The sequence below is a fragment of the Sediminicoccus sp. BL-A-41-H5 genome, from assembly GCF_050632405.1.
Taxonomy (GTDB): domain Bacteria; phylum Pseudomonadota; class Alphaproteobacteria; order Acetobacterales; family Acetobacteraceae; genus Roseococcus.
Genome location: NZ_CP192601.1, coordinates 2,565,557 through 2,590,245 on the forward strand (window position 1 = coordinate 2,565,557; position 24,689 = coordinate 2,590,245).

At 70.6% G+C, this 24,689-nt stretch carries 29 protein-coding genes; 16 read left to right on the forward strand and 13 right to left on the reverse strand.

Annotation, left to right across the window (positions count from 1 at the left end):
- Positions 1–35: 35 nt before the first annotated feature.
- Positions 36–848: a phosphate/phosphite/phosphonate ABC transporter substrate-binding protein gene (locus ACQ860_RS12600; protein WP_431303695.1), complete on the reverse strand. Its 813-nt coding sequence runs from the start codon at positions 846–848 to the stop codon at positions 36–38.
- Positions 849–955: 107 nt separating this feature from the next.
- Here ACQ860_RS12600 and ACQ860_RS12605 point away from each other — a divergent pair, with 107 nt between their 5' ends.
- The 3 genes from ACQ860_RS12605 (at position 956) to ACQ860_RS12615 (ending at position 4,146) form a co-directional block, all read left to right on the forward strand.
- Positions 956–2,395 (forward strand): FAD-linked oxidase C-terminal domain-containing protein, encoded by a 1,440-nt coding sequence (locus ACQ860_RS12605; RefSeq protein ID WP_431303696.1) that lies wholly within the window; start codon positions 956–958, stop codon positions 2,393–2,395.
- On the forward strand, positions 2,392–3,633 hold the full coding sequence (locus tag ACQ860_RS12610; RefSeq protein ID WP_431303697.1) for an FAD-binding protein: 1,242 nt from the start codon (positions 2,392–2,394) through the stop codon (positions 3,631–3,633). Before ACQ860_RS12605 ends, ACQ860_RS12610 begins: the two co-directional genes overlap by 4 nt.
- 111 nt (positions 3,634–3,744) lie before the next feature.
- Entirely contained in the window at positions 3,745–4,146 is a 402-nt protein-coding gene (locus ACQ860_RS12615; RefSeq protein ID WP_431303698.1) for a hypothetical protein, read from the forward strand.
- Between the two features lie 59 nt (positions 4,147–4,205).
- On the opposite strand, the gene ACQ860_RS12620 is transcribed toward ACQ860_RS12615, so the two are convergent.
- From ACQ860_RS12620 to ACQ860_RS12630, 3 genes are read right to left on the reverse strand one after another with little or no spacing between them, the layout of a single operon-like run.
- Positions 4,206–5,138, reverse strand: a complete 933-nt coding sequence (locus ACQ860_RS12620; RefSeq protein ID WP_431303699.1) for an alpha/beta fold hydrolase — start codon at positions 5,136–5,138, stop codon at positions 4,206–4,208.
- A gap of 7 nt (positions 5,139–5,145) precedes the next feature.
- Positions 5,146–5,544, reverse strand: coding sequence for a ketosteroid isomerase-related protein (locus ACQ860_RS12625; RefSeq protein WP_431303700.1), 399 nt, complete (start codon positions 5,542–5,544; stop codon positions 5,146–5,148).
- Positions 5,541–6,212, reverse strand: a complete 672-nt coding sequence (locus ACQ860_RS12630) for an aspartate/glutamate racemase family protein (protein WP_431303701.1) — start codon at positions 6,210–6,212, stop codon at positions 5,541–5,543. The genes ACQ860_RS12625 and ACQ860_RS12630 overlap by 4 nt, the downstream gene beginning before the upstream one ends.
- Before the next feature lie 69 nt (positions 6,213–6,281).
- On the opposite strand from ACQ860_RS12630, the gene ACQ860_RS12635 reads away from it, so the two are divergent.
- From ACQ860_RS12635 to mtnA, 3 genes are all read left to right on the forward strand, one after another.
- On the forward strand, positions 6,282–6,707 hold the full coding sequence (locus ACQ860_RS12635; protein WP_431303702.1) for a DUF983 domain-containing protein: 426 nt from the start codon (positions 6,282–6,284) through the stop codon (positions 6,705–6,707).
- 6 nt (positions 6,708–6,713) lie between these two features.
- The gene (locus ACQ860_RS12640; protein ID WP_431303703.1) at positions 6,714–7,184 is read left to right on the forward strand and encodes a UPF0262 family protein; all 471 of its coding nucleotides are present in this window, start codon (positions 6,714–6,716) and stop codon (positions 7,182–7,184) included.
- A gap of 68 nt (positions 7,185–7,252) precedes the next feature.
- Positions 7,253–8,332, forward strand: coding sequence for an S-methyl-5-thioribose-1-phosphate isomerase (gene mtnA / locus ACQ860_RS12645; protein WP_431303704.1), 1,080 nt, complete (start codon positions 7,253–7,255; stop codon positions 8,330–8,332).
- A gap of 3 nt (positions 8,333–8,335) precedes the next feature.
- Here the strand turns inward: mtnA and ACQ860_RS12650 are convergent, their stop codons facing one another.
- Positions 8,336–8,539 carry a hypothetical protein gene (locus ACQ860_RS12650; RefSeq protein ID WP_431303705.1) on the reverse strand — a complete coding sequence of 68 codons (204 nt, stop codon included), beginning with the start codon at positions 8,537–8,539 and terminating at the stop codon, positions 8,336–8,338.
- A 158-nt stretch (positions 8,540–8,697) separates the two neighbouring features.
- On the opposite strand from ACQ860_RS12650, the gene ACQ860_RS12655 reads away from it, so the two are divergent.
- The 5 genes from ACQ860_RS12655 (at position 8,698) to ACQ860_RS12675 (ending at position 12,840) form a co-directional block, all read left to right on the forward strand.
- Entirely contained in the window at positions 8,698–9,549 is an 852-nt protein-coding gene (locus ACQ860_RS12655) for a transporter substrate-binding domain-containing protein (protein WP_431303706.1), read from the forward strand.
- A 31-nt stretch (positions 9,550–9,580) separates the two neighbouring features.
- Positions 9,581–10,261: an amino acid ABC transporter permease gene (locus ACQ860_RS12660; protein ID WP_431303707.1), complete on the forward strand. Its 681-nt coding sequence runs from the start codon at positions 9,581–9,583 to the stop codon at positions 10,259–10,261.
- A gap of 4 nt (positions 10,262–10,265) precedes the next feature.
- Complete coding sequence (locus ACQ860_RS12665) at positions 10,266–10,940, forward strand: amino acid ABC transporter permease (protein WP_431303708.1); 675 nt, start codon at positions 10,266–10,268, stop codon at positions 10,938–10,940.
- 89 nt (positions 10,941–11,029) lie between these two features.
- Positions 11,030–12,256, forward strand: coding sequence for a PQQ-dependent sugar dehydrogenase (locus tag ACQ860_RS12670; RefSeq protein WP_431303709.1), 1,227 nt, complete (start codon positions 11,030–11,032; stop codon positions 12,254–12,256).
- A complete protein-coding gene (locus tag ACQ860_RS12675) occupies positions 12,253–12,840 on the forward strand; it encodes a c-type cytochrome (RefSeq protein ID WP_431303710.1) in 588 nt (195 codons plus the stop codon). Before ACQ860_RS12670 ends, ACQ860_RS12675 begins: the two co-directional genes overlap by 4 nt.
- Positions 12,841–12,903: 63 nt before the next feature.
- Here the strand turns inward: ACQ860_RS12675 and ACQ860_RS12680 are convergent, their stop codons facing one another.
- Positions 12,904–13,722, reverse strand: coding sequence for a S49 family peptidase (locus ACQ860_RS12680; RefSeq protein ID WP_431303711.1), 819 nt, complete (start codon positions 13,720–13,722; stop codon positions 12,904–12,906).
- A gap of 55 nt (positions 13,723–13,777) precedes the next feature.
- Between ACQ860_RS12680 and ACQ860_RS12685 the strand changes: the two genes are divergently transcribed.
- The 3 genes from ACQ860_RS12685 to ACQ860_RS12695 all read left to right on the forward strand — a co-directional run bounded on the left by ACQ860_RS12685 (position 13,778) and on the right by ACQ860_RS12695 (position 16,012).
- Entirely contained in the window at positions 13,778–14,194 is a 417-nt protein-coding gene (locus tag ACQ860_RS12685) for a CoA-binding protein (RefSeq protein WP_431303712.1), read from the forward strand.
- Positions 14,195–14,289: 95 nt separating this feature from the next.
- A complete protein-coding gene (locus ACQ860_RS12690) occupies positions 14,290–15,021 on the forward strand; it encodes a DUF2076 domain-containing protein (RefSeq protein ID WP_431303713.1) in 732 nt (243 codons plus the stop codon).
- A gap of 136 nt (positions 15,022–15,157) precedes the next feature.
- On the forward strand, positions 15,158–16,012 hold the full coding sequence (locus ACQ860_RS12695) for a LysR substrate-binding domain-containing protein (protein WP_431303714.1): 855 nt from the start codon (positions 15,158–15,160) through the stop codon (positions 16,010–16,012).
- Positions 16,013–16,018: 6 nt separating this feature from the next.
- On the opposite strand, the gene ACQ860_RS12700 is transcribed toward ACQ860_RS12695, so the two are convergent.
- From ACQ860_RS12700 to ACQ860_RS12730, 7 genes are all read right to left on the reverse strand, one after another.
- Positions 16,019–17,359: an LLM class flavin-dependent oxidoreductase gene (locus ACQ860_RS12700; protein WP_431303715.1), complete on the reverse strand. Its 1,341-nt coding sequence runs from the start codon at positions 17,357–17,359 to the stop codon at positions 16,019–16,021.
- A 38-nt stretch (positions 17,360–17,397) separates the two neighbouring features.
- Positions 17,398–18,243, reverse strand: a complete 846-nt coding sequence (locus ACQ860_RS12705; protein WP_431303716.1) for a CheR family methyltransferase — start codon at positions 18,241–18,243, stop codon at positions 17,398–17,400.
- Entirely contained in the window at positions 18,243–19,340 is a 1,098-nt protein-coding gene (gene cheB, locus ACQ860_RS12710; RefSeq protein WP_431303717.1) for a chemotaxis-specific protein-glutamate methyltransferase CheB, read from the reverse strand. The genes ACQ860_RS12705 and cheB overlap by 1 nt, the downstream gene beginning before the upstream one ends.
- Complete coding sequence (locus tag ACQ860_RS12715) at positions 19,337–19,711, reverse strand: response regulator (RefSeq protein WP_431303718.1); 375 nt, start codon at positions 19,709–19,711, stop codon at positions 19,337–19,339. Before ACQ860_RS12715 ends, cheB begins: the two co-directional genes overlap by 4 nt.
- 11 nt (positions 19,712–19,722) lie before the next feature.
- The gene (locus ACQ860_RS12720; protein WP_431303719.1) at positions 19,723–20,211 is read right to left on the reverse strand and encodes a chemotaxis protein CheW; all 489 of its coding nucleotides are present in this window, start codon (positions 20,209–20,211) and stop codon (positions 19,723–19,725) included.
- A 15-nt stretch (positions 20,212–20,226) separates the two neighbouring features.
- Positions 20,227–22,734, reverse strand: coding sequence for a chemotaxis protein CheW (locus tag ACQ860_RS12725; RefSeq protein WP_431303720.1), 2,508 nt, complete (start codon positions 22,732–22,734; stop codon positions 20,227–20,229).
- A gap of 175 nt (positions 22,735–22,909) precedes the next feature.
- A complete protein-coding gene (locus ACQ860_RS12730; protein ID WP_431303721.1) occupies positions 22,910–23,512 on the reverse strand; it encodes a histidine phosphotransferase family protein in 603 nt (200 codons plus the stop codon).
- Between the two features lie 204 nt (positions 23,513–23,716).
- Here ACQ860_RS12730 and ACQ860_RS12735 point away from each other — a divergent pair, with 204 nt between their 5' ends.
- A complete protein-coding gene (locus ACQ860_RS12735) occupies positions 23,717–23,884 on the forward strand; it encodes a DUF3553 domain-containing protein (protein ID WP_431303722.1) in 168 nt (55 codons plus the stop codon).
- On the forward strand, positions 23,881–24,636 hold the full coding sequence (locus ACQ860_RS12740; RefSeq protein WP_431303723.1) for a TSUP family transporter: 756 nt from the start codon (positions 23,881–23,883) through the stop codon (positions 24,634–24,636). Before ACQ860_RS12735 ends, ACQ860_RS12740 begins: the two co-directional genes overlap by 4 nt.
- The last annotated feature ends 53 nt before the right edge of the window (positions 24,637–24,689 follow it).

Sequence of the window (24,689 nt, forward strand, 5' to 3'; positions counted from 1 at the left end):
CGCCCGGTCGCCATTGCGGTCAAGGAACAATAAATTCAGCGAAATTCCGGATAGCCCAGCATGGCGGCCTCTCCCTCGTAGCGGATCTGCTCGGGGTAGTCGGCGTGTTCGGGCGGCAGGATGTCGGTGATCATCAGCCCCGCCCGCGCTTCCGCCCAGCGCGCCTCGCGCCCCACCCGCATCAGCGCCGCCTGCAACGCGGCGACCACCGGCTCGGGCGTTGTGACGGCGGTGACGAAGGGAATGGCGGGCGTGGAAGGCGTCGCCGCCAGGATGCGCGTCCGCTCGCCCACCCAGGGGCGATGCCGCGCCATGAAGGCATAGGTGACGTTGTCCACGCAGGTCGCGTCCGCCTCGCCCTTCGCCACGCGCTCCACATTGGCGGGGTGGCTGTGCGTCTCGCGGATCGAACCAAAGAAGGGGGCGCGGGCGCCGAGGCGCGCCAAGGCGAGGCGCGGCAGGTTCATCCCCGAATTGGAATGCGGGCTGTTGAAGACGAAATCCGCCCCCTTCAGGTCGGCCAAATCCCGGTAGGGGGCATCCCGATGCACGATGAAGACCGCCGCATGCCGCCCCGGCGCGCAATGCTCCACGGCATAGGTCGGCACGCCGAGCAGCCTGGCCTGGCCGCAAAAGATGGTCTGCAGCGGGTAGCCGCAGACCTGGGTGAAGAGGTTTTCGGCCTCGATCGCGCCGGGCACGGGCGGGCGGTCGAAGCTGAGTTCGGCCGGCAGGTTCGTCATGCCATCGGTGCCGAGTTCGGCGCGCAGCGCGGCCCAGAAGGCGGCATTCTCGGCCCGCATCTCGGGCAGGTTGTACATGGGCAGGCTGGCGCGCCAGGCGTGCATGCGGGGCTCCGGGCGAAGGGGGCGGAAAGCATGGGCGGCGGACCGCTTGCGGGAAAGCCCCCCCGACGACATGTTGCGGGCCAGAGTCACCCCGCGGACAGCGCCCCATGATCAGCCTTCCTGCCCCCAAGCCCGAGATCCTCGCCCGGCGCGAGACGATCCTGGCCGACCTCCGCCGCCTGCTCCCCGCCGATGCGGTGATCGGCGAGGAGATCCGCATGAAGCCCTATGAGACGGACGGGCTCGCCGCCTATCGCCAGATGCCGCTCGCCGTGACGCTCCCGCGCACGACGCAGGAGGTGGCGCAGGTGCTGCGCTATTGCCACGCGAACGGCATCCGCGTGGTGCCGCGCGGGGCGGGCACCTCGCTCGCCGGCGGCGCGCTGCCGCTGGCCGATGCGGTGGTGGTGGGGCTGATGCGGATGAACCGCATCAAGGAGATCAACCTCGAGGACCGCTACGCGGTGGTCGAGGCCGGCGTGACGAACATCGGCATCACCAAGGCGGTGGAGGGCGATGGCTTCTTCTATGCGCCCGACCCGTCGAGCCAGCTCGCCTGCATGATCGGCGGCAATGTGATGATGAATTCGGGCGGCGCGCATTGCCTGAAATACGGCGTGACGGCGAACAACCTGCTGGGCGTCACCTTCGTCACCATCGAGGGCGAGGTGCTGGAGATCGGCGGGAATCACCTGGATGCCGCGGGCTATGACTGGCTCGGCCTCATCACCGGCAGCGAGGGGCAGCTCGGCATGGTCACCGACGTGACCGTGCGCATCCTGCGCGGGCCGGAAGGGGCGCGCGCCATGCTGGCCGCCTTCGATTCCGTGGAGGTCGCGGGCGCGGCGGTGGATGCCATCATCGGCTCGGGCATCATCCCGGTCGCGCTGGAATTCATGGACAAGCCCTGCATCCATGCCTGCGAGGCCTTCGCCCATGCCGGCTATCCGCTGGATGCGGAAGCCATGCTCATCATCGAGGTCGAGGGCAGCAATGCCGAGCAGGACATGCTGCTGGGCAAGATCCGCGACATCTGCGCCCGCTTCAACCCGATCAGCATGAAGCTCGCCGAAAGCGCCGAGCAGTCGCTCGCCATCTGGAAGGGGCGCAAGGGCGCCTTCGGTGCCGTGGGGCGCATCAGCCCCGACTATCTCTGCATGGACGGCACCATCCCGACCGGCGAACTGCCGCATGTGCTCAAGCGCATCGGCGAGATGAGCACGCAATATGGCCTGGGCGTCGCCAACGTCTTCCACGCGGGCGACGGCAATCTGCACCCCCTCATCATGTTCGACGCGAATGACCCGATAAGCTTCCGCAAGGCGGAGGAATTCGGCGCCGACATCCTGAAGCTCTGCGTCGAGGTGGGCGGCTGCCTGACCGGCGAGCACGGCGTGGGCGTGGAAAAGCGCGACCTGATGACCGCGCAATTCACCACGCGGGAGCTCGACCTGCAGCGCGCCATCAAGACCGCCTTCGACGCCGACTGGCTGCTGAACACCGCCAAGGTCTTCCCGCTCACCGGCAATCCGAAGCTCGCGGCATGACGCAGTCCGATGGTCGGAGCGCCGAAGGGCGCGGAGAGCTGAATCGGACTGGCGGGGTCCTTCTCCCGGACACCGAGGAAGCGCTCGCCGCCGAGATCGCCCGCGCGCACGCCGCGCGCGAGCCGCTGGGCATCGAGGGCCGCGGCACCAAGCGCGCCATGCTGCGTCCGGTCCAGGCCGCGCGCACCCTCTCCACCCGCAACCTCACCGGCATCACGCTCTACCGCCCGACCGAGCTGATGATCCGCGCCCGCGCCGGTACGCCCATCCCCGAGATCGAGGCCGCGCTGGCCGAGAACAACCAGCAGATCATCGCCGAACCGCCCGACCTCTCGGCGCTGTTCGGCGCGAGCGAGGGCGCGACGCTGGGCGGCGTGGTTTCCACCAACCTCTCGGGCCCGCGCCGCATCATGTGGGGCGCCATGCGCGACCATGTGCTGGGCATCCGCGCCGTCACCGGCGAGGGCGAGGTCTTCCGCTCCGGCGGGCGCGTGCTGAAGAACGTGACGGGGCTTGATCTCTGTAAGCTGCTGACCGGCGCGCATGGAACACTCGGCGTGCTGACCGAGGTGACGCTGAAGGTCCTGCCCCGCGCCGAGGCCACCGGCACGCTCGCCATCCGCGTGCCCGATGCGGCGCGTGGCGTGGCGGCGCTGAGTGCGGCGCTCGGCTCGCCCTATGGGGTCAGCGGCGCGGCCCTGCTGATGGACGGGCATGCGACGATGGGCCTCACCGGGACCGTCGCCCTGGCCCGCATCGAGGATTTCCGCGAGAGCGTGACCTACCGCATGGCCAAGCTGCGCGAGGAGTTGGCCGCACTCGGCGAGGCCACGCTGCTTGACACGGAGCCCTCCCACGCGCTCTGGCGCGCCGTGCGCGATGCCGAACCGCTGGGTGCGTCGCCCGATGAGGCGATCTGGCGCCTCTCCGTCGCCCCCTCGGCCGCGCCGCGCGCCGTCATCGCGCTGCGCGCCGCCTTCGACGCGAAGCTCCTGCTCGACTGGGGCGGCGGGCTGATCTGGGTGGCGGGCCCCGCCACCGAGCATGCGCATGGCGCGGTGATGCAGGCCGCCGCCGGCGCGCGCGGCAGCTTCACGCTGTTTCGTGCCCCAGCTTCGCTGTCAGCCACCGTCCCCGTCCTGCCGGAGGAGCCGCCGCCGCTCGCCGCCATCGCGCGGCGCGTGAAGGCGACGCTCGATCCGCAAGGGCTGCTCAATCCCGGGCGCATGCGGGCCTGACCCCTGCCCCGCCTGCCACGGGCGGGCTTACCAAAACCTTGCCAAGAGCACGCTTGCCAAAAGCGTCCCGGTGTGGTGACGAACACCCGACTTCACCACTCGGAGAATAGCGTGACGATCTGGATACCGCTCGGCCTGCTGGCCGCCTCCTTCGTCCTGGCCGAGACGCGCAAGCTCTCCGGCCGGCAGGGCGGGATCATGGGCATCGCCCTGCCGCTGGTCTTCGCCGGCTCCGCGCTCTGGCTGCTCGGCCAGCTCTTCATGACGGTGGACATGCTGGCCGCCGCCGAGGGCGCGCGCGACGCGCTGATCGCCTTCGACGCCGAGCATGCCCGCCTGAACACGGCCGTGATGGCGGTGCTGGGCCTGGGCCTCGCCTTCTCCGGCGGCGGCCGGGCGGCGGGCCTGGTCGCGCTGGCCGACCCGGATGAGCCGATGCCGAACCTGGTCCTGCCGGTGCTGACCGCGCTGGTCGGCTTCGCGCTGGCGATGACGGCCTATTTCCGAATCTGATCCGGCTGAGCCTGATCGCCTTTGGTGGCATCACCAAAGGCGTGAATCAGCCTCACAACTCAGGGCGCCGTGAGGAAGTCTCGGAGCACCCTCGCCACCTCTGCGGGCGTCTCTTCCATCGGCACATGGCCGATGCCCGGCAGCGTCACCAACCGCGCATCGGGCAATGCGCGCAGATAATCCTGCGCGTTGCTGACCGGCACCATCGCATCGCGATCCCCCCAGAGCAGCAGCACCGGCACCGGGATGCGCGCCAGCAGCGGCTCGGGCGGGCGCAACACGTGCTGGCCCATGCGGTCCAGGATCGCCTGGCGCACGCCCGGCGCCAGCATCATGTCGCGGTAGCGCTCGAACAGCGCCTCCGTCATCACATCCGGATTGCCATAGGCCGGCCGCAGCGAACCGCGGAGCATCCCTTCGGGCAGGGTATAGGGCAGCACACGCATCAGCGCCGGCACGCGGGGCGGCTGGTCATAGCCGATGCCGGGGCTCGCGAAGCCATCCGGCGCCATCAGCACCAGCCGCCTGACGCGTTCGGGATGCGCGGCGGCGAAGCTCCAGGCGATGCGCCCGCCCATGGAGGATCCGACCAGCGCCACCCGCTCCAGCCCCAGCCGCGCCATCAGCGCCAGGATCACGGCATGGCTGCGCGCGTCGCTGTAGTCGCCCGTCGCGTCCGGTCCCGTCAGGCCGAAGCCGGGCAGGTCGAGCCGGATCACGCGGAACTCGCGGTCCAGCGCGCCGGCCACCTCCTCCCAGGTGTGCAGGGAGGAGCCGAAGCCGTGCAGGAACAGGATGGGGGCTGCCGCGCGCGGCCCGGTGTCGCGCAGATGCAGGCGCAGCCCGTCCAGCTCCAGGAATTGCGAGGGGGCAGCGGCGTAGCGTGCCTCCAGCGCGGCACGCGGCTTGTCCGGCGTGTAGAGCCACCAGACGGCGAAGATCAGAAGCAGCGGCAGCGCCGCCAGGACATAGACCATCACGCGGCGGAGCATCCCGGCCTCAGGCGCCCACCTGCCGCAGCCAATCCTGCAGGTTGTAGTAGTTCGTCACCCGCGCGATCCGGTCGCCCCTGATCTCGAAGAAGGCGCCGACCGGCAGCACATAGGTCTGGCCCGTCGCGGGCGGCAGCCCCTCATCCGCCACCAGATAGGTGCCGTGGATGACGAATTCCGCCGCCCCGCGCGTGCCATCGGCGCTGACCATCACGACCAGCTCCTCCACCCGCTCGCGATAGCAGCGCTCCATGCGCTTGAGGAAGGCGGCGAAGGCGCCACGGCCCACTTCCCGCCCGCCCTGGTTCACGTCATGCGCGACATCCTCGGTGAGGCAGGCCAGCATGCCCTCCCAGTCGCCGGCATTGAAGGCGGCGTAGTAGCGCCGCAGCAGATCGGCGCTCACGCGGAGAGCAGCGCCGGCATGCGCGCACCCACCACGGCGAGCATCGCGGCCGCTGCCCCGGCCTGGCAGGGTTCCACCACCGGCAGGCCGCTCGCTTCCATGGTCACGCCCACATGGCCCGCCATCCCGGCGCAACCGAGCACGATCACCTCCGCGCCCTGGTCGGCGAGCTGCCGCGCCGCCTGGGCGATGCGCGCCTGCGGCGCCACGGGGTCGGTCAGCACATGCATGGGCAGGTTCAGCGGGATCCAGCCCGCCATGTTGCCCTCCACCCCCATGGATTGCAGGGCGCGGCGCTGGCGCGGCAGCGACTTCTCCGTGAAGCCGATGATGCCGAAGCGCTCCGCCCGCGTCAGCGCGGCCGCCACCGCCGAGCGGAACATTCCCACCACGGGCTTGTCGGTCACGCCCCGCGCCGCCTCCAGCCCAGGATCGCTCACGCAGCCGATGACGTAGGCTTCCGCCGGCTCGGCCTCGATGCGGCGGCACAACGGCTCGGCCACGCCGAACCAGTCCCGCCAGGTGACGATGGCGGGCGGGCCCTCATCCAGCTGCGTCACCTCGATGCGCGGCAGGCCGGGCCCGGCGAAGGGCGCCACGGCCTCGCGAATGCCGGCCGTGCAGGCCTGGCTGGAGTTGGGATTGATGATGAGGATTCTGCCATGCATGCGACCAGCATGGCAGGAACCGGTTTTTCTTGCCACACTCACCGGAACCAGTCATTTGTGCAGTGCAACATGCCCGAAACCGCCCCCACCACGCTCTGGCAACCGGACCGATCCGCGCCCGAGGCCGCCCCCGAATTGCCGCCGTTGCGCGTCTCGCTCTGGCGCGGCGCCCGCAACCGCTGCCCGGTCTGCGGCGAGGGGCATGTCTTCCAGGGCTATCTCCGCGTCGCCAAGGAATGCGAGGTCTGCCACGCGCCGCTCGGCAAGCTGCGCGCCGATGACGCGCCGCCCTATTTCACCATCTTCCTGGTCGGCCATCTGCTGATCCCGCCCGTGCTCTGGATCGAGAAGGCCTATGCGCCGGAGATGTGGATCCAGATGGCCGTCTGGATTCCGCTCTTCGCCATCGCCACCACCCTGCTGCTGCGGCCCGTGAAGGGCGCGACGGTGGGTCTGATGAGCCGCTTCGGCTTCGGCAACGAGACCACCGGCTGACCATCCGTGCCTGACCGCCATCTGATCCGCATCGAATTGCCCGAGGCGCCGCCGCCGCCCTCCGCCTATGCCGAGGCGGACCGGCGCCAGGCCATCGAGGATCTGCTGCGCGGCAACCGCTTCGACCCCGAGGGCCTGGGCCCCGGCCCCTTCGCGCTGCACCTGATGGTGCGCGAGGGTCGCCTCATCCTCGACATCCGCGACAAGGAGGACGCGCCGCTGCGCGCCATCATCCTCGTCCTCGGCCCCTTCCGCCGCCTCATCAAGGACTACCTGATGCTGGTGGAAAACCACGAGGAGGCGGTGACCACGGGTGCGATGGATGCCCGCGTCCAGGCCATCGACATGGGCCGCCGCGGGCTGCACAACGAGGCGGCCGAGCTTCTCACCACACGCCTCGAGGGCCGCATCGCGGTGGATTTCGAGACGGCGCGCAGGTTGTTCACACTGATCGCGGCGTTGCATCAGCGAGTCTGAAGGGGCTTTGCCCCTTCACCCCAGCAGGAACCTGAGGTTCCTGCACCTCCGGACAGTAGAGACCTCCGATGAAGATTGATGGCATCTCCTACCGCAGCGTGTGGCTGGACAAGGATGAATGGTCCGTCCGCATCTTCGACCAGACGAAGCTGCCCTGGATCGTCGAGCAGATCCGCCTCACCACCTGGCAGGAGGCCGCGCACGCCATCCGCTCCATGCAGGTGCGCGGCGCGCCGCTCATCGGCGCCGTCGCCGCCTATGGCGTGGCGCTCGCCATGCGCGCGGACCCGACCAATCTCGACGCGGTGCTGGAAGCCCTGAACGAAACGCGCCCCACCGCCATCAACCTGCGCTGGGCGCTGGATCGCCAGCGCGCAAAGCTGCACAACCTCCCGGCCGAAGCCCGCGCCGCCGCCGCCTATGCCGAGGCCGTGCACATCGCCGATGACGATGCCGAAACCTGCCGCCGCATCGGCGAGAACGGCCTCCCTTTGCTGCAGGAGATCGCGGCCCGGAAGGGCCGGGTGAACGTGCTGACCCATTGCAACGCCGGCTGGCTCGCCACCGTGGACTGGGGCACGGCGCTCGCCCCCATCTACATGGCGCATGATGCGGGGCTGGATATCCATGTCTGGGTGGATGAGACACGCCCGCGCAACCAGGGCGCCGCACTCACCGCCTTCGAGCTCGGCGCGCATGGCGTGAAGCACACCGTGATCGCCGACAATGCCGGCGGCCACTACATGCAGCATGGCGAGGTGGACATCGTCATCGTCGGCACCGACCGCGTGACCCGCACCGGCGATGTGGCGAACAAGATCGGCACCTACCTCAAGGCGCTGGCCGCGCATGACAATGGCGTGCCCTTCTGGGTGGCCCTGCCGCATTCCACGCTGGACATGCGCGTGCGCGACGGTGTGGCGGAAATCCCCATCGAGGAACGCAGCGGCGCGGAAGTCACCGACATGACCGGCCGCACCGCCGATGGCCGCATCGAGACGGTGCGCGTGGTGGCCGGCGGCAGTGCCGCGGCCAATCCGGCCTTCGACGTGACGCCCGCGCGCCTCGTCACCGGCCTGATCACCGAGCGCGGCCGCTGCGCCGCGAACGAATCTGCGCTGCTGGCGATGTATCCCGAGAAAGCCTGAGCCTCAGCCGATCTGGCGCGTGGTGTCCCGCCCGCGCTCCAGGCCATAGAGGCCGAGCACCAGGCAGACGCCGCCCAGTGCCGCCGCCAGCGCCGCGAAGCCCGGCGCCACGCGGCCCGGCGCCAGCCCGTCCGTCAGCAGGACGGCGACGACGGCCAGGATGAGGGCGAGGCCGAAAAGGACGAAGCTGAACCCGATGCGCTGCATGGCGATGATCTCCTGATCCTCGTTTTGGCAGCGCGGTCTGGCGGCAAAAGGGACGAAGCGAGGCAATTTCGAGGCAGCTTTGCCTGGGCCGCGTGCAAGTTGCGTCGCGGCCGAAACGGGTGGAAGCTTCGCGCCGTCCGGAACTGATGAGGTCCATCATGCGTCGCCTTCTCCTCGCCGCGGCCGTCGCCGCCGCCGCCCTGCCGGGCCTTGCCCTCGCGCAGGCCCCCGCCGCCCAGCCGCCGCTGCGCTGCGCGGTGGACGGCACCTTCGCGCCGCACGCCTTCCCTTCGCTGCAAGGCGGCGTGCAGGGCTTCCAGATCGACCTCTTCCGCGAGGTGGCGCGCCGCATGGGGCGCGAGATCGTGATCGACAGCGCCTCCTTCTCCGGCCTCATTCCGGCGATGAATGCCGGACGATATGATTTCCTCTGCGCGCCGACGACCGTCACGCCGGAGCGCGCGGCCAGCCTGCTCTTCACCGAGGGCTATCTCTGGACCGAGCTGCAATTCGGCATCCGCCGCGGCACGCCGCCCATCCGCTCGGAGGAGGATCTGCGCGGCAAGACCATCAGCGTGAACAAGGGCACGCCCTATGAGCAATGGGTGACGCGGAATGCGGAGCGCCTGAACCTCACGCTGTTGGCCTTCGACACCCAGCCCGATGCGGTGCAGGCGGTGATCCAGGGCCGCGCCTATGCCAACCTTTCCGGCAACACCGTGGTACGCTTCTCGGCCAGCCGCACGCCGCAATACATCGCCGATTTCGTGCTGCCCGGCACGCGCCTGCATTGGGGCACGCCCTTCCGCCAGGACAGCGGCGCGCTGCGCAACCAGGTGGAGGATGTGATCGTCTGCATGAAGCGCGACGGCACCATCGCCCGCCTCAGCGAGCGCTGGTTCGGCAACGCCCCCGGCCCCGACCAGGCGGAGCGCGTGGAGTTCCCCGGCTATGGCGTTCCCGGCCTGCCCGGCTACGACCCGACGCCGCAGAACCCGACTTGCGGTTGATGCGTGACATGCCCGCTCATGGGCTTCGCCCATGAGCGGTTGGGACCGTTTTGCCGACAGCTTCCTCAACGCCCGCGTCGCCGCCGAATACACCCCGAAGATCATCGAAGGGCTTTGGCTGACGCTGGCGCTGGCGGGCTGCATCATCGTGACCGGCGTGGCCGTGGGGCTGCTGCTGGCGGTGATCCGCGCCTTGGGGCTGCGCCCGGTGAACTGGCTGATCATCTTCGCGGTGGACCTGTTCCGCGCGCTGCCGCCGCTCGTCATCATCGTGCTGCTCTATTTCGGGCTGCCGGCGGCGGGCATCTCCATGTCCGGCTTCGTCGCGGCCTGGCTCGCGCTCTCGCTCGTGCTCATGGCCTTCGCGGAGGAGATCTTCTGGGCCGGCATCACCGCCATCCCGCAGGGCCAGTGGGAGGCCTCGCGCAGCCTTGGCCTCGGTTTCCTCGTCACCTTCGCGCTCATCATCCTGCCGCAGGCGGTGCGGATGGTGATCCCGCCACTGGTGAACCGCACCATCGCCATCACCAAGGGCACGGCGCTCGCCTCCGTCGTCGCGGTGCCGGAGATCCTGGGCGCCGCGCAGGCCGGGGTCTCCTTCTCCTTCAACCCGACGCCGCTCACGCTGGGCGCCGTGGCCTATCTGATCCTCTTCCTGCCCGTCGTGATCGGCGGCCGCTGGGTCGAGCAGCGCTACAAGCGGGCGCGCTGACGCCATGCAGGATTTTCTCGACGCCTTCTTCAACACCCAGATCCTCATGGAGGCCTGGCCCATCCTGCTGCAGGGTCTGGGTCAGACGCTGCTGCTCTCCGTCGTCGTCGTCCCGCTCGGCCTGCTGGGGGGCATGATCCTGGCGCTGCTCTCCACCGCGAAGAGCCCCTGGGTGCGCTGGCCGCTCATGGCCTGGGTGGACATCTTCCGCGCCCTGCCGCCGCTCGTGCTGCTGGTCTTCGTCTATGCCGGCCTGCCCTTCGCGGGGCTGGAGGTGAATGCCTTCACGGCGGTGGCCATCGGCTTCTTCCTCAACACCGGCGCCTATTACGGCGAGATCCTGCGCGCCGGCATCGCCAGCGTGCCGCCCGGCCAGAGCGAGGCCGCGCGCTCCATGGGCCTCAGCCGCTGGCAGACCATGCGCCTCGTGGTCCTGCCGCAGGCGGTGCGCAACGTCCTGCCGGACCTGATCTCCAACACGCTGGAGGTGGTGAAGCTCACCTCCATCGCCGCCGTGGTCGCGATGCCGGAATTGCTCTTCCAGGCCCGCCAGGCGCAGAGCGTGACCTTCAACGCGACACCGATCATGGCCGCCGCCATCGCCTATTTCATCCTGCTCTGGCCCGTGGTGCGGCTGCTTTCCAAGCTCGAGAACAAGCAACTCGCGCGGCGCGCGTAACAAGGGGTTGCAACGCGCGGGATTTCGTCCTTCCCTGCCCTGGCAACGCCCGCAACAGGGCGCCCGAACCGGGAGCAGGGAGAAAACCAATGACGATCCGACGCAATTTGCTCGGCATGGCCGCGCTGCTGATGGCAGGCCCCGCCTTCGCCCAGGCCCCCGCCGCCACGCCGGCCCCCGTGCCCGGCTGGGCGGTCGGCCGCCCCGAGGGCTCGACGCTCGCGCCCCATGCGGCGCGCCTGACGGTGACGCCGCTGGACCAGGTGCCCGTCTCCTCCATCCGCCTGCCGCAGGGCTTCCAGGCCGAGGTCTTCGCCCATGGCATCCCGGGCGTGCGCGCCATCGCGGAAGCGCCGGGCGGCACGCTCTTCGCCGGCACGCGCGCCATCGGCCGCGTCTATGCCATCACGCGCAACCCGGATGGCACGACGCGCACGCGCATCTTCGCGCAGGGTCTCGCGCAGCCGAACGGCCTCGTGATGATCGGCAACAGCCTCTACATCTTCGCGGTCAACCGCGTGCTGCGCTATGACAATGTCGAGGCGAACCTGGACAACCCGCCGGCGCCGGTTGACCTGACCGCGGCCTTCGCCCTGCCGACCGAGCAGGAGCATGGCGGCAACCACCACTGGAAATACGCGACGCTCGGCCCCGATGGCCGGATCTACACAAACGTCGGCGTGAACTGCAACGTGTGCGACACGGACCGCGACAAGTTCGCCCTCCTCGTCTCCTTCCGGCCGGACGGCAGCGATCGCCGCATCGAGGCGCGCGGCGTGCGCAACTCGGTGGGCTTCGCGCATCACCCGACGACGCGCGAGCTCTGGGCCACGAACCATGGCCGCGACTGGGTGGGCGATGACAATCCCCAGGACACGCTGCTGCGCGTGCGCCGTACCGGCGAGGATTTCGGCTTCCCCTACTGCGTCGGCAGCTGGGCGGACCCGCAATACAACCGCGGCCGCACCTGCAGCGAGTTCTCCCAGCCCGCGGCGCTGCTCGGCCCGCACACCGCCGTGCTCGGCATGCGCTTCTACACCGGCACCATGTTCCCGGAGCAGTATCGCAACCAGATCTTCATCGCCCGCCGCGGGTCCTGGAACCGCGCGCGCCTCAGCGGTTATGACGTGGTGGTCGCCCATCTGGACGGCCAGGGCAACGTGACCCGCGTGGAGGAGTTCCTGACCGGCCTCCGGGACGACGCCAACCAGCGCTTCGCCGACCGCCCGGCCGAGGTGCATGTGCTGCGCGACGGCTCGATGCTCGTCTCGGGCGAGCAGATGGGCGCGATCTACCGGATCACCTATCGCCGATGAGCCTTCGACTGACCTTGGCGGCGGCCCTGTTGGCCGCCGCGACCGGGACCGCGGCAATGGCACAGGATGCCCGCCGCGGTGCCACCCTCGCCGAGCCCTGCGCCCAGTGCCACGGCACCAATGGCCGCAGCCAGCTGCCCGACATTCCCTCGCTTGCGGGCCAGCCGGCCGATTTCATCACCATCCAGATGATCCTGCTGCGGGAAGGGCTGCGCAACGTGCCCGCCATGCAGCCCTTCGCCGTCGGCAAGTCCGACCAGGACATCCAGGACATCGCCGCCTATTTCGCCACGCTGCCGCCGGGCCCGCCGGATGACCGCCGCCCGCTCGACCGCGCGCTCTTCGCCGCTGGCCAGGCGCTGAGCGGCCCGCGCCATTGCGCCACCTGCCATGTCGCGGACTATGGCGGCCGCGCGCAGATTCCGCGCGTCGCGGCGCAGCGCGAGGACTACCTGCTGCATGCGCTGACCCAGTATCGCGACGGGCTGCGCGCCGGCCCGGACACGCAGATGAACGGCGCGGTGCAGGGGCTTTCCGACGCGGACCTGAGCGCGCTCGCGCACTACCTGTCGCACAAGGACTGAGGGCTGGAGCCTGATCGCCTTTGGTGGAATCGCCAAAGGCGTGAATCAGTCTCCTGGCAAAATCTACAGCCCGAGCCGCGCCCAGGCCGCGCGTTCCTCCATCACCTGGACGAGCGCGGCGCCCGCGCCGGGCAGCAGGCTCCCAGACAGCAAGCTGAGGGGAAAGCGCCGCTTGCGGGCGCCGACGGGGATGATCCGCACCTTCTCGCCGAAGCGGCGGCGCGCCTCGGCCTCCGGCGTGGCCAGCCCGTCGCAGAGGCCCAATTCCAGCGCGCGACGGCCGATCCAGTACCGGCCGTTGAACAGCGCCTCCTCGCTCGCCTTCAGCCGGGCGCCGCGCCGCGCGCGCACCCAGTCCTTGAACTCCGCATGCAGCTCGGCCAGCAGGCCGTCGAGGCGCGCAAGCTCCTCGGCGCTTTGCGGGCGGAAGGGGTCGTTGCTCGACTTGTCGGTGCCGGCCGTGCGCACGCGCCGCTCGATGCCCAGGCGCTGGATCGTCTCCGGGAAGCCGAAGCCCGAGGAGATCACGCCGATCGAGCCGAGGATCGAGGCCGGGTCGGCATGGATCTCATCCGCCGCGCAGGCGATCCAGTAGCCGCCCGAGGCCGCCGCATCCTCGCAGAAGGCGATGACCGGGACCTTCTTCTCCGCCGCCCAGTGCCGGATTCGCCCGGCGATAAGCGAGGATTGCACCGGCGAACCGCCCGGCGAATTGATGGCGAGAAACACGGCCGCCAGCCGCTTCATGCCGAAGGCGCGGGCCAGGATGGGCTCGATGCCCGCGGCATTCAGCCCGCCGAAGGGGCCGGTGCGGGCGGCGATCAGCCCCTCCAGGCGCACAAGGGCGACGACGGGCGGGCGGGGCGCGAAGGGATTCCACATGCCCCATAGGTGCGCCCCCGCTGCACTGGCGCAAGCCCGCGCCTATATGAGCCGCATGGACATTCGCGAACTGCTCCTCACCACCCGCCGGATCGCCCTTGTCGGCGCCTCGCCCAAGCCGGATCGCGCCTCCTTCCGGGTCATGCGCTTCCTGCTGGACCGCGGCTATGCGGTGACGCCCGTCAATCCCGGCCTGGCGGGGCAGGAGATCCATGGTCAGCGCGTCGTGGCCCGCCTCGCTGAAGCCGGCCCGCTCGACCTGGTGGATGTGTTCCGCCGGAGCGAGGAGGCGGGCGCGGTGATGGATGAGGCGGTGGCGCTGGGCGCCCGCGCCGTCTGGCTGCAATTGGGCGTGGTGGATGAGGCCGCGGCCGCCCGCGCGCGCGCCAAGGGCGTGACCGTGGTGATGGATCGCTGCCCCGTGATCGAATGGGGGCCCGCGCGGCTGCCCGAGCGTATTTCCACCGCATGACGGTTTGCTAAACTTCTTGAAATGCATTGGGCGCCGGGCCATCTCTCCGGCATCAAGGGCGGCCCGAATCGCCCCTTTCTGAAGGGAAGGACCCCATGACTGACGAAGAACGCCGGATCATCGGCGATTACGTGATGCGTGTGGCCGGCGTGCAGCAGCCCGCCCAGGCCTCCAGCAGCCCCTGGGGCGGCCGCGTGCCCCAAACGGGCGTACAATCCGGCGCGCAGCCGGCCGCGAACCTGCCGCCGATCGAGCCCGCCGCCGATGCCTATATCGCCGAGCTCTTCCAGAAATATCCGGAAGCGCGCTTCCGCCTGACGCAGACCGCCTTCGTGCAGGAGCACGCGCTGGTCCAGGCGCAGAACCGCATCCAGGAGCTGGAGTGGGAGCTGGAGAACGCCAACCGCCAGGCGCAGGCCGCGAACAACCGCGGTTTCCTGGGCTTCGGCGGCTCGCGCCCCGCGCCCATGCCGCCCCGCCCGCAGCCCATGCAGCCCCCGGGCGGCATGATGCCGCAGCGCCAGGGCCCCGGCTTCCTGGGCACTGCCATGATGACGGCGGCCGGTGTGGCCGGCGGCATGGTGCTGGGCAACATGCTGATGAACGCCTTCACGGGCGGCGGCTCGGCCGCGGCGGCCACCGGGGGCGGCGCCTTCGGCCAGGAGGCGGTGCCCGCCTCCTCCGCCTGGACCGATCCGGGCGCGGCGGCGGCCAATTCCGGCTGGGGCGGCAATGACGCCTCCGGCGGCGGCTACGACAATGGCGGCTTTGACGACGCGTCGGGCAGCTATGACGATGCCGGCGGTGGCTACGACGAGGATATCTAGTCTGCGCCCTCAGGCGCCGGCCGCGTTGCGGCCGGATGGGTTTGGGATGTTCGGGGGGTCCTCGCCCGCTGCACCTCCCGGAAAGGGCGGCTCCGGCCGCCCTTTTTTTTGCGCCCCGCCCGGCCGATAAGGGCGCATGCGCGTCCCCGACCTCGACCTCGACCTGCTGCGCGGCTTCGTGACGGTCGCCGAGCGCGGCGGCTTCACCGCGGCCGGCCAGGTGCTCGGCCTCACGCAATCCGCCATCAGCCTGAAGGTGAAGCGGCTGGAGGAACTGCTCGGCAAGCCGGTCTTCACGCGCGGCGCCAAGCAGGTCTCCCTCACGCGCGAGGGCGAGACACTGCTCACCTATGCCCGCCGCATGCTGGCCCTGAACGAGGAGGCGGTGCGCCGCTTCGTCGCCCCGCCCATCGCCGGCCGGCTGCGCCTGGGCGTGGCGGATCATTTCGTCCCGCGCCATCTGGCCCCCGCGCTCGCCAGCTTCGCCCGCACCTGGCCCGAATTGCGCATCGAGGTGGAGGTGGGCCGCAGCCACGAACTCCGCGCCGCCCTGGCGCGGGAGGAGCTGGATCTCGTCCTCGGCAAGCGCCGCGACGGCGAGACGGAAGGCCGCGTGATCTTCACCGAGGCGGTGGTATGGGTCGCCGCCACGGATTTCGCGCTGACGCCCGAGCGGCCCCTGCCGCTGGCGATGCTGCCGCAGGGCTGCATGTTCCGCGATCGCGCGCTGACGGCGCTCGCCCGCGCCGGGATCGCGGCCGAGGTGGTCTATACCTCGCCCAGCCTGATGGGCATTGCGGCCGCCGCCCAGGCGGGCTTCGCGCTGACCGTGATGGGCCGCGCCGGGCTGCCGGAGGGGCTGGTGGAACTGCCCGACCTCCCGCCCCTCGGCACCGCCGAGATGTGCCTGTTTTCCGCGCCCAACCCGTCAGGGCCGCATTACCTCGCGGATTTCCTCATCCAGTCGCTCTGCGATGGCGCGGGGCTCTGACCAGGCTCAACCGCGCAGCAGCGCGGCAGGATGCGGCGGCGCAAGGCGCGGGGCTCCGAACAGCTTCTCGCGATAGGGCCCCGGCGCGTAGGCCGTCTTGTAGGCGCCGCGCTCCTGCAGCGCCGGCACCAGCTGCTCCACCACCTCCACCAGGCATTCCGGAAAGACGGTGCGCGAGAGGTTGAAGCCATCCGCCCCCGTCTCCTCCGCATAGGCGACGAGACGGTCGGCGATCTCCGCCACGCTGCCCACCATCGGCTTCTGCCGGCTGCCGAGGATGAACTGGTCGATCAGGCCCCGCTTGGTGAAGCGCGGCCCCATCGCGCGCTGCATCGCCGCGACATTGGACTGGATCGCATTGCCCGGCCCCGCCTCGATCGGCTCGTCCAGCGCGTAGCGGCCGAAATCAATGCCGAGTGACGCGGCGGCATGCGCCAGCGCGCCTTCCACGCTGGAGTGCCGGCGATACTCGGCGAGCTTCTCCTCGGCTTCGGCCCGCGTGCGCCCCAGCACCAGCGTGGCGCCGACGAAGACGCGGATGGGCCGCGGCTCGGCCAGCGCGCGGAGGGCGGCCACCTGCTTCGCCACATCCGGCGCAGGGCCGCCGTTCAGGAAGACGCATTCCGCGTGCTTCGCGGCGAACACCATCCCGCGCGAGGAGGCGCCGGCCTGATAGAGCACCGGCGTGCGCTGCGGCGAGGGCTCGCAGAGATGCGGCGCATCCAGCCGGAACTGCTTGCCCTCATGCGCGATGCGCCGGACGCGCGCGGGGTCGGTGAAGAGGCCCGCCGCCGCGTCGCGCCGCACGGCGTCATCGGCCCAGCTTTCCTCCCAGAGGCGATAGACCACCTCCATGTATTCATCCGCCATGTCGTAGCGGTGGTCATGCGCCATCTGGCGGCTCAGGCCCATCGCGCGGGCCGCGCTGTCCAGATAGCCGGTGACGATGTTCCAGCCGATGCGCCCGTTGGTCAGATGATCCAGCGTGCTCATCCGCCGCGCGAACAGATAGGGCGCCTCATAGGAGAGATTGGCCGTGATCCCGAAGCCGAGCTGCGAGGTGACGGCCGCCATCGCCGGCACGATCATCGCGGGATCCAGCAGCGGCACCTGCACGGCCCCCCGCAGCGCCGCATCCGGGCTGCCATCCAGCACGTCATAGACCCCCAGCACATCGGCCAGGAACAACCCGTCGAACAGCCCACGCTCCAGCAGGCGCGCGAGGTCGAGCCAGTGCTCCAGCCGGCTGTAGTTCGCGCTGGTGTCGCGCGGGTGGGTCCACATGCCGTGCTGGATGTGGCCCACGCAGGCCATGTCGAAGGCGTTCAGGCGAATCTCTCGGGGCATGCCGCGAGTGTGCGGCGCGGCCTGCCCCGGGGCAATATTCAGGCGCGCAGGCGCGCGGGCTCGGCCGTGCCGGCCAGGCCATAGACGCCGCGCTCGCCGGGCTTGGGCACCAGCGCCGTCGTCACGCCCATCGCCGTCTCGGCCGCGCCCAGGTAGAGCGCGCCGTCGGGCGCCATGATCTGCGCGATGCCGCCCAACACGCGCGCCTTGGTCGGCACGTCGAAATAGATCAGCACATTGCGGCAGAACACCACGTCGAACTTGCCCAGCCGGCGCGGATCACCCAGCAGGTTGAAATTCTCGAAGCGGCAGGGCGCGGCCACCTCGGGGCGGATGCGCCAGCGCGTCTCCTCCTGCACGAAGCGCTTCATCAGCGTGCGGATGGGCAGGCCGCGCTGCACCTCGAATTGCGAGAAGACGCCCGCCCGCGCGCGCGCCAGCACGGCGGTGGTGATGTCGGTGCCGATGATCTCCACGCGCCGCGCCTTGAAGGCCGGATCGGCCTCGCCCAGCTCGGCCAGGATGATCGCGATGGAATAGGCCTCCTGCCCGGTCGAGCAGGCGGCGGACCAGATGCGCAGCGGTTGGCCGGCGGGGCGCGCCTTGTGCAGCTCGGGCAGCAGGGTCCGCAGATGCTCGAAGGGGCGGGTGTCGCGGAAAAAGCTGCTTTCGTTCGTGGTCAGCAGCTCGGTCATTTCCTGCGCCAGCGCATCGGCGCGCGGCGCCTTCAACCGCGCCGCCAGTGCGTCGAGATCGGCCAGCGCCTCGCGCTTCAGCAGCGGCGCCAGGCGCGTCTCCAGCATGTAGCCCTGGTCGGGCCCGATGATGCCGCCCGAGCGCGTCTTCACGATGTCGGTCAGGAAGGCGAAGGTGGTGGGCGTCATCAGCGCGCTCCGCAGATTCGGGCCAGGGCATCGCCCAGCGATTCGGGGGTTCCTTGCGCCGTGGCCAGGCCGGCGCGCGAGACCGCGCCCGGCATGCCCCAGACGACGGAGGAGGCTTCATCCTGCGCCCAGACGCTGCCGCCGGCCGCGGCCAGGGCCTTGCAGCCGGCGAGGCCGTCATGCCCCATGCCGGTGAGGATCACGGCCTGCACCGCGCGGCCATGCACGGCGATCAGGCTGCGCAGCGTGGGGTCCACCGCGGGGCGGCAGAAATTCTCGGGCGGCGCGTCGGAGAGGTGCAGCAGGATGCGCCCGCCCTCGGCCTTCGCCAGCAGGTGATGATCGCCCGGCGCGAGGTGGATGCGCCCGGCCTCCAGCACATCGCCCTGCCGTGCCTCCGAGACGGGCGGGCCGCCCAACCCGTCCAGGTGCTTGGCCAGCATGGCGGTGAAGCCGGCCGGCATGTGCTGCACGATCACCATGGGCAGGGTGATGCGGCGCGGCAGGCGCCGCACCAGCGCGGCCAGCGCCTGGGGCCCGCCGGTGGAGCTGCCGATGCAGATCACCTTGGGCGGCTCGCCCGTCCGCGCCGGCGCGGGGCGCAGCGGCGCCACCGGCGCGCGCGCGGCGGGCTGGCGCAGCCGCGCCCAGCCCTTCACCTTGGCCAGCAGCTCGGCGCGGAAATTCGGATCGGCGAGGCCACCGCCCGCGGCGCCCGGCTTGGGGATGTAGTCGGAGGCGCCGGCGCGCATCGCCTCCATGGTCGCGCTGGCGCCCTTCTGCGTCAGCGCGCTGGCCACGATCACCACGGGCTTGGGTTCGCGCTTGAGGATGAGCGGCAGCGCCGTCATCCCGTCCATCACCGGCATTTCGAGGTCGAGCAGCACGACCTGCGCGCGTTCGCCCGGCGGCGCGGCATCGAGGGCCGCGAGCGCCTGCGCGCCATCCCCCACGCGGGCCACCACGGCAATGGCGGGGTCGGCCTCCAGCACGCGCGCCAGCGCCGAGCGGACCGTGGCGCTATCGTCGCAGAGCATCACGCGCAGCTTGCCGGCGGCGGAGACCCTGGGCGGCGCGTGCGTCGCGGAAAGGCTCATTCGGCGAGCAGCCCGGCCTGCACGAGCTTGTCGCGCAGGATGTCCTCGTCGAAGGGTTTCATCACATATTCCTGGGCGCCGGCCTCCAGCCCCTCCAGGATCTTCTCCGTGCCGGCCTCGGTGGTGCACATCACCACCACCGGCTCGTCCGGCCCGTATTCCGCGCGCAGGGCGCGCAGGAAGCCGATCCCGTCCATCACCGGCATGTTGCGGTCGAGCAGGACCGCGCGCGGCATCGCCGCACGGCAGGCGTCCAGAGCCTTCTGCCCGTCCTCCGCCTCGCGCACGGTGAAGCCGTACCGCTCCAGGATGCGCCGCGCGACCTTGCGCACGACCGCGCTGTCATCCACCACCAGGCATTCACCGCTCATGGCACACTCCCTCAGACGCCGAGCGCCAGCAGCTGCTCGACATCGAGCAGCACGAGCAGGTGATCCTCCCGGCGATGCACGCCGAGGGAGAATTCCTTCCAGGAGGGGTCCAGCGTCGGCGGATTGGGCGCGCGTTCCTCGGGGTTCAGCGTCAGCACCTCGCCCACCTGGTCGGCCAGCAGGGAGTAAAGCTCGCCGCCGACTTCGACGACGACGGACATCGCGACCTCGCCGGGCGCGCGCGCCGGCAGGCCAAGGCGCCCGCGCAGATCCACGGCGGTGACGATGCGGCCGCGCAGGTTCAGGCTGCCGGCCACCTCGCGGGGCGCGAGCGGGATGCGGGTGATGGCCTGCGCTCCCAGCACGTCGCGCACGGCGAGCACGGGGACGGCGCAGGGCTGCCCCGCGACGGTGAGCGTCAGCATCATGCTGGCGGCATCGGAGGCGATCGCGCCGGTGGGCGGGCGTGGTTCGGCCGGGGGATTGGTGGCGGTCTGCATGGCGAATTCCTCGGTTCAGCGGGCCAGCATGGGCTGGAGGCAGTGCTGCAGGCTGGCCAGCAGCGCGTCACGGTCGAACTTGGCGATGTAGTCGCTGAAGCCGGCCTCCCGGCCGCGCTCCACATCCTGCGGCGAGGCGGAGCCGGAGAGCGCGATCATCGGCAGCTCGGCCCAGGCGCCGCCCTCTCGCACCGCGCGGGCCAGCGCCATGCCATCCAGCTCGGGCATGTGGATGTCGGAGACGATGACGTCGAAGCGCTCACCCGCCTCGCGCAGGCGCAGCGCGTCGCGGCCGTTGCTGACGGTGGTCACGTCATAGCCCGCCGCCATGATCGCGGGGACGATGAGGTTGCGGAAGAAGTCGCTGTCCTCGGCCACCAGGATACGCGGCCGGGCGCCGGTGACGATGGCGGGCTCGAACCAGTCGGACTGGCCCTGTTTCAGCCAGTAGCCGGTGTCCAGCAGGTCCGTCACCTTGCCGTCCACCACGCAGCTGCCAAGGAAGCCCGGGCGCAGCCCGGCCGTGTCCATCTCGAGCGGCACGTCCACCACGTCGAGGATCTCGTCCACCATCAGGCCCATGGCGCGGTCGCCATCGCCGAAGACCAGCACCGGCTGCTCGCCCGTCTCAGGCGGCATGATGCCGTGGTCGAGCGGGATGAGCGGCATGAGCGTGCCCCGATACTGCACCACCAGGCTGTCGCCCGTGCGCTCGATGCGCCCGGCATCCAGGTTCTCCAGCCGCGCGACGAGGCCGAGCGGCACCGCCTTGGGCGCGCCGGGGCCGGCACGGAACAGCAGCAGGGCGGTGTGGCGGTCGCTCCGGCGGCTGAGCGCCGCGGCCTCCTCCAGCGCGCCGCTCTCCGTGCTGCCCTCGAGGCCGAGGCCCGAGGCGCGGGCGATGCCGTTGGGGTCAAGGATCATGATGACGCTGCCATCGCCCAGGATGGTGTTGCCCGAGAACATGGTGATGTGGCGCAGGATGGGCGCCACCGGCTTCACCACGATCTCCTCCGTGTCGAAGACGCGGTCCACCACGATGCCAAAGAGCTGCCCGGCCACCTGGGTGACGACGACGAAGCCGTCCGTCTCCACGCCCGCCTCGGCCTCCAGGCGCAGCACCTGCTTGAGCGGCACGAGCGGCAGGAGCTGGCCGCGCAGGCGCAGCACCGCGCTGTCCTTGATGCGCTCCACCTTCGGCCCGTCCACGCCGCCGACGCGCACCAGTTCCAGCACGCCGGCCTGCGGGATGGCGAAGCGCTCGCCGCCGGCCTCGACGATGAGCGCCGCCGCGATGGCGAGCGTGAGCGGGATCTTGATGCTGAAGGTCGTGCCCTTGTGCTCGCGCGAGGTGAGATCCACCGTGCCGCCGATGCGCTCGATGTTGGTCTTCACCACATCCATGCCGACGCCACGGCCCGAAACGGAGGTGACTTCGGCCGCCGTCGAGAAGCCGGCGCGGAAGATGAAGCGGTGGATGTCGCGCTCGCTCATCGAGGCGAGCTCGGCCTCGCTGGCGAGGCCCTGGGCGATGCACTTGGCCTTGATGCGGTCGGTGTTCAGGCCGCGCCCGTCATCGCCGATCTGCAGCACGATGTGCCCGCCCTCGTGGAAGGCGTTGAGCAGGATGCGCCCCGTCTCCTTCTTGCCGGCGGCGCGGCGCTGCTCGGGCGTCTCGAGGCCATGGTCGGCGCTGTTGCGGACCATGTGGGTCAGCGGGTCCTTGATCAGCTCCATCACCTGGCGATCGAGCTCGGTGTCGGCGCCGCGCATCTCCAGCTCGATCCGCTTGCCCAGGTCATGGCTGAGGTCGCGCACCAGGCGTGGCAGCTTGGACCAGGCATTGCCGATGGGCTGCATGCGCGTCTTCATCACGCCGTCCTGCAGGTCCGAGGTGATCTGCGAGAGGCGCTGCAAGGGCACGGAGAAGGCCGCGTTCTCCTCGGCGCGGGCGAGCTGCATGAGCTGGTTGCGGGTCAGCACCAGCTCGCTCACCAGGACCATCAGATCCTCCAGCACATCCACCGCGACGCGGATGGTCTGCGGCGCATTGGCGGCCGCGGGCGCGGCCTCGATCGGGCCCTCGGCGGCGATGCCCTCGGCGACCGGAAGGGCGGCCTCGGCGGCGACCTCCTCGGCGCCGACCTCGCCGGAGGCGGCGGCGTCCAGCGCCGCCTTCAGCCCGGCGTCGTCGCCCGCGGGCTCGCTGCCCGTGGCCTCCAGCCCCGCGACGATCAGCTTGAAGCGATCGGCGGCGGAGAGGATCAGCGTGATGCCGGCCGGCGTGACCGGCAGCGTGCCCTCGCGCCAGAGGCCCAGCACGTTCTCGGCCGCATGGGCCACGCCCTCCAGGCGCGGCAGGCCGAGGAAGCCGCAGGTGCCCTTGATGGTATGGACGATGCGGAAGATCTCGGAGAGCACGGCGCCGTTGGCCGGGTTGCGCTCCAGCTGCAGCAGCGCGGCATCGAGGCTGGCGAGACCCTCATTGGTCTCGGTGAGGAAATCGGCGAGCAGATCGTCCATCGGGCGTCCCTTCCGGCAAGCCCCGCGACAGGCGGGGTGGCGTCAGGGAACAGGATGGCGCGGGGCTGGCGAAGAAAGCGTAAACGCGACGTGGGAATCCGCGGATCCGGATTCCTCGGCTTGCATTGCGTTTTGCATCGCAAGCCGAAGCGGCGGGCAAGCCAGGCGAGGGTGCTCAGCCCGCCGGGCCGAGGCACAGCGGCGGCAGCGCCTGGCCCACGCCCAGGGCGAAGCTCAGTTCCATCCCCTCGGCCTCCGCCTGGGCCAGGACCCAGGGGGCGAGCACCCGGCGCGGTCCATCGGCCAGCGCCGCATCGAGCGCGCCGCCGGCCATCAGCTCGGCCAGCGTGGGGGACCAGGCGGCGTCGCGCCCTTCCGGCAGGAAGCTGACCCAGCCTTCCGCGTCCTCGGCGACCCGCACCACGCCGCCGCGCGGCAGCGCCTCGGCGCTCAAGAGCGCGAGGGAGAGCATGAGCCGGACGCGGCCCGCCGGGAGAAGGCCGTCAGCGGCGGGCAGCTCGAACCGGACGCGGTGGGCCATGGGCGCGCCCAGGAGCAGCCCGCCCAGCTCGGCCCAGCCCAGGTCGTCGCCATGGCCGAAGGCGGCCGCGAAGAGCTTCATGCGCGCGCGCAGCTCGCCCGCCGTCTCCATCAGGATGGCGTGGGCGGCGGGGTCGGTCGCCTGCGGCAGGATCGCCGTGATGCTCGCCATGGGGGAGCCGAGGTCGTGGAAAATCCGCGCGGCCATCAGCTCGGTGAGGCGGTGGGGATGGAGCATTCGCATTTCTCTCAAATCTACCGCGCTGACGATGGCGCAGGGTGACCAACTCAGGCATCGCAGCGCAAGATGCGCGCCAATTCACGGCGCGTCCGGGATACGGAGCGGGCGGCCATGCGGCTTCGGGAGGCCAAGCTTAGTCGAGCCTGGTTGCCCGATGGTTTAAATGCGCGGCAAGCTTCCCGCGCGAGGAGAGGTCTTGAGATGCACGGCATGGAACCCGGGATGCGGGTGCGGCACCCGGGATGCCCGGATTGGGGCGTGGGGCAGGTGCAATCCGTGGTGGGCGACCGCGTCACGGTGAATTTTGAGCATGCGGGCAAGGTGCTGCTGAACCTCGCCATCGTCACGCTGGAACAGGTGGAGGGGTGAGCGCGCTGCTGGCGGCCGCGGGCGCGCTGCTGACGGATTGGCCGATCTGGGCGGCGGCGCTGGCCACCGCCATCGCCGGGCTGATGCGAGGCTATGCCGGATTCGGCACGGCGGTGATCCTGGCCCCGATCTACTCCGTGCTCTGGGGCCCGCGCGCCGGCGTGCCGGTGATGCTGATGATGGAGCTGATCGTCTCCCTCCAGCTCCTCCCGCGCGCCTTCAAGGATGCCGATACGCGCGTGATCCTGCCCATCGGGGGTGCCGCCGCGCTGGCCACGCCGCTCGGCGCCGTGGTGCTGCTGACGGCGGACCCGGAGGTGCTGCGCCGCTGCATCGGCGCCTTCGTGCTGGTCTTCGGGATGCTGCTGCTCTCGGGCTGGCGCTACCATGGGAGCCGGCCGCTCGGGCTGAACCTGCTGGTCGGCACCAGCGCCGGGCTGCTCAAGGGCGCCACGGGCATGAGCGGCCCGCCCGTGATCCTGTATCTGCTGGCCGGGCCGGAGGAAGCGAAGCGCCACCGCGCCAACCTGATCCTCTTCTTCGCGCTGATCGCCGTCGTCTCCATCCTCGGCCCGCTCTGGTTCGGGATGATCACGGCCGAGGTGCTGGCGAAGCTGCTGATCCTGATGCCCGTGCTGCTGCTCTCGGTCCCGGTGGGCGCGCGGCTCTTCCACGTCATCCCGCCGCAATTCTACAAGCGCTTCGCGCTGGCCGTGCTCGTCACGGCCGGCGGGATCGCGCTGCTGGCCTAGACCACGCTGCGTTCACATGCGTTCACTCCGCGCGGTCCAGCCTTTGCGGAGGG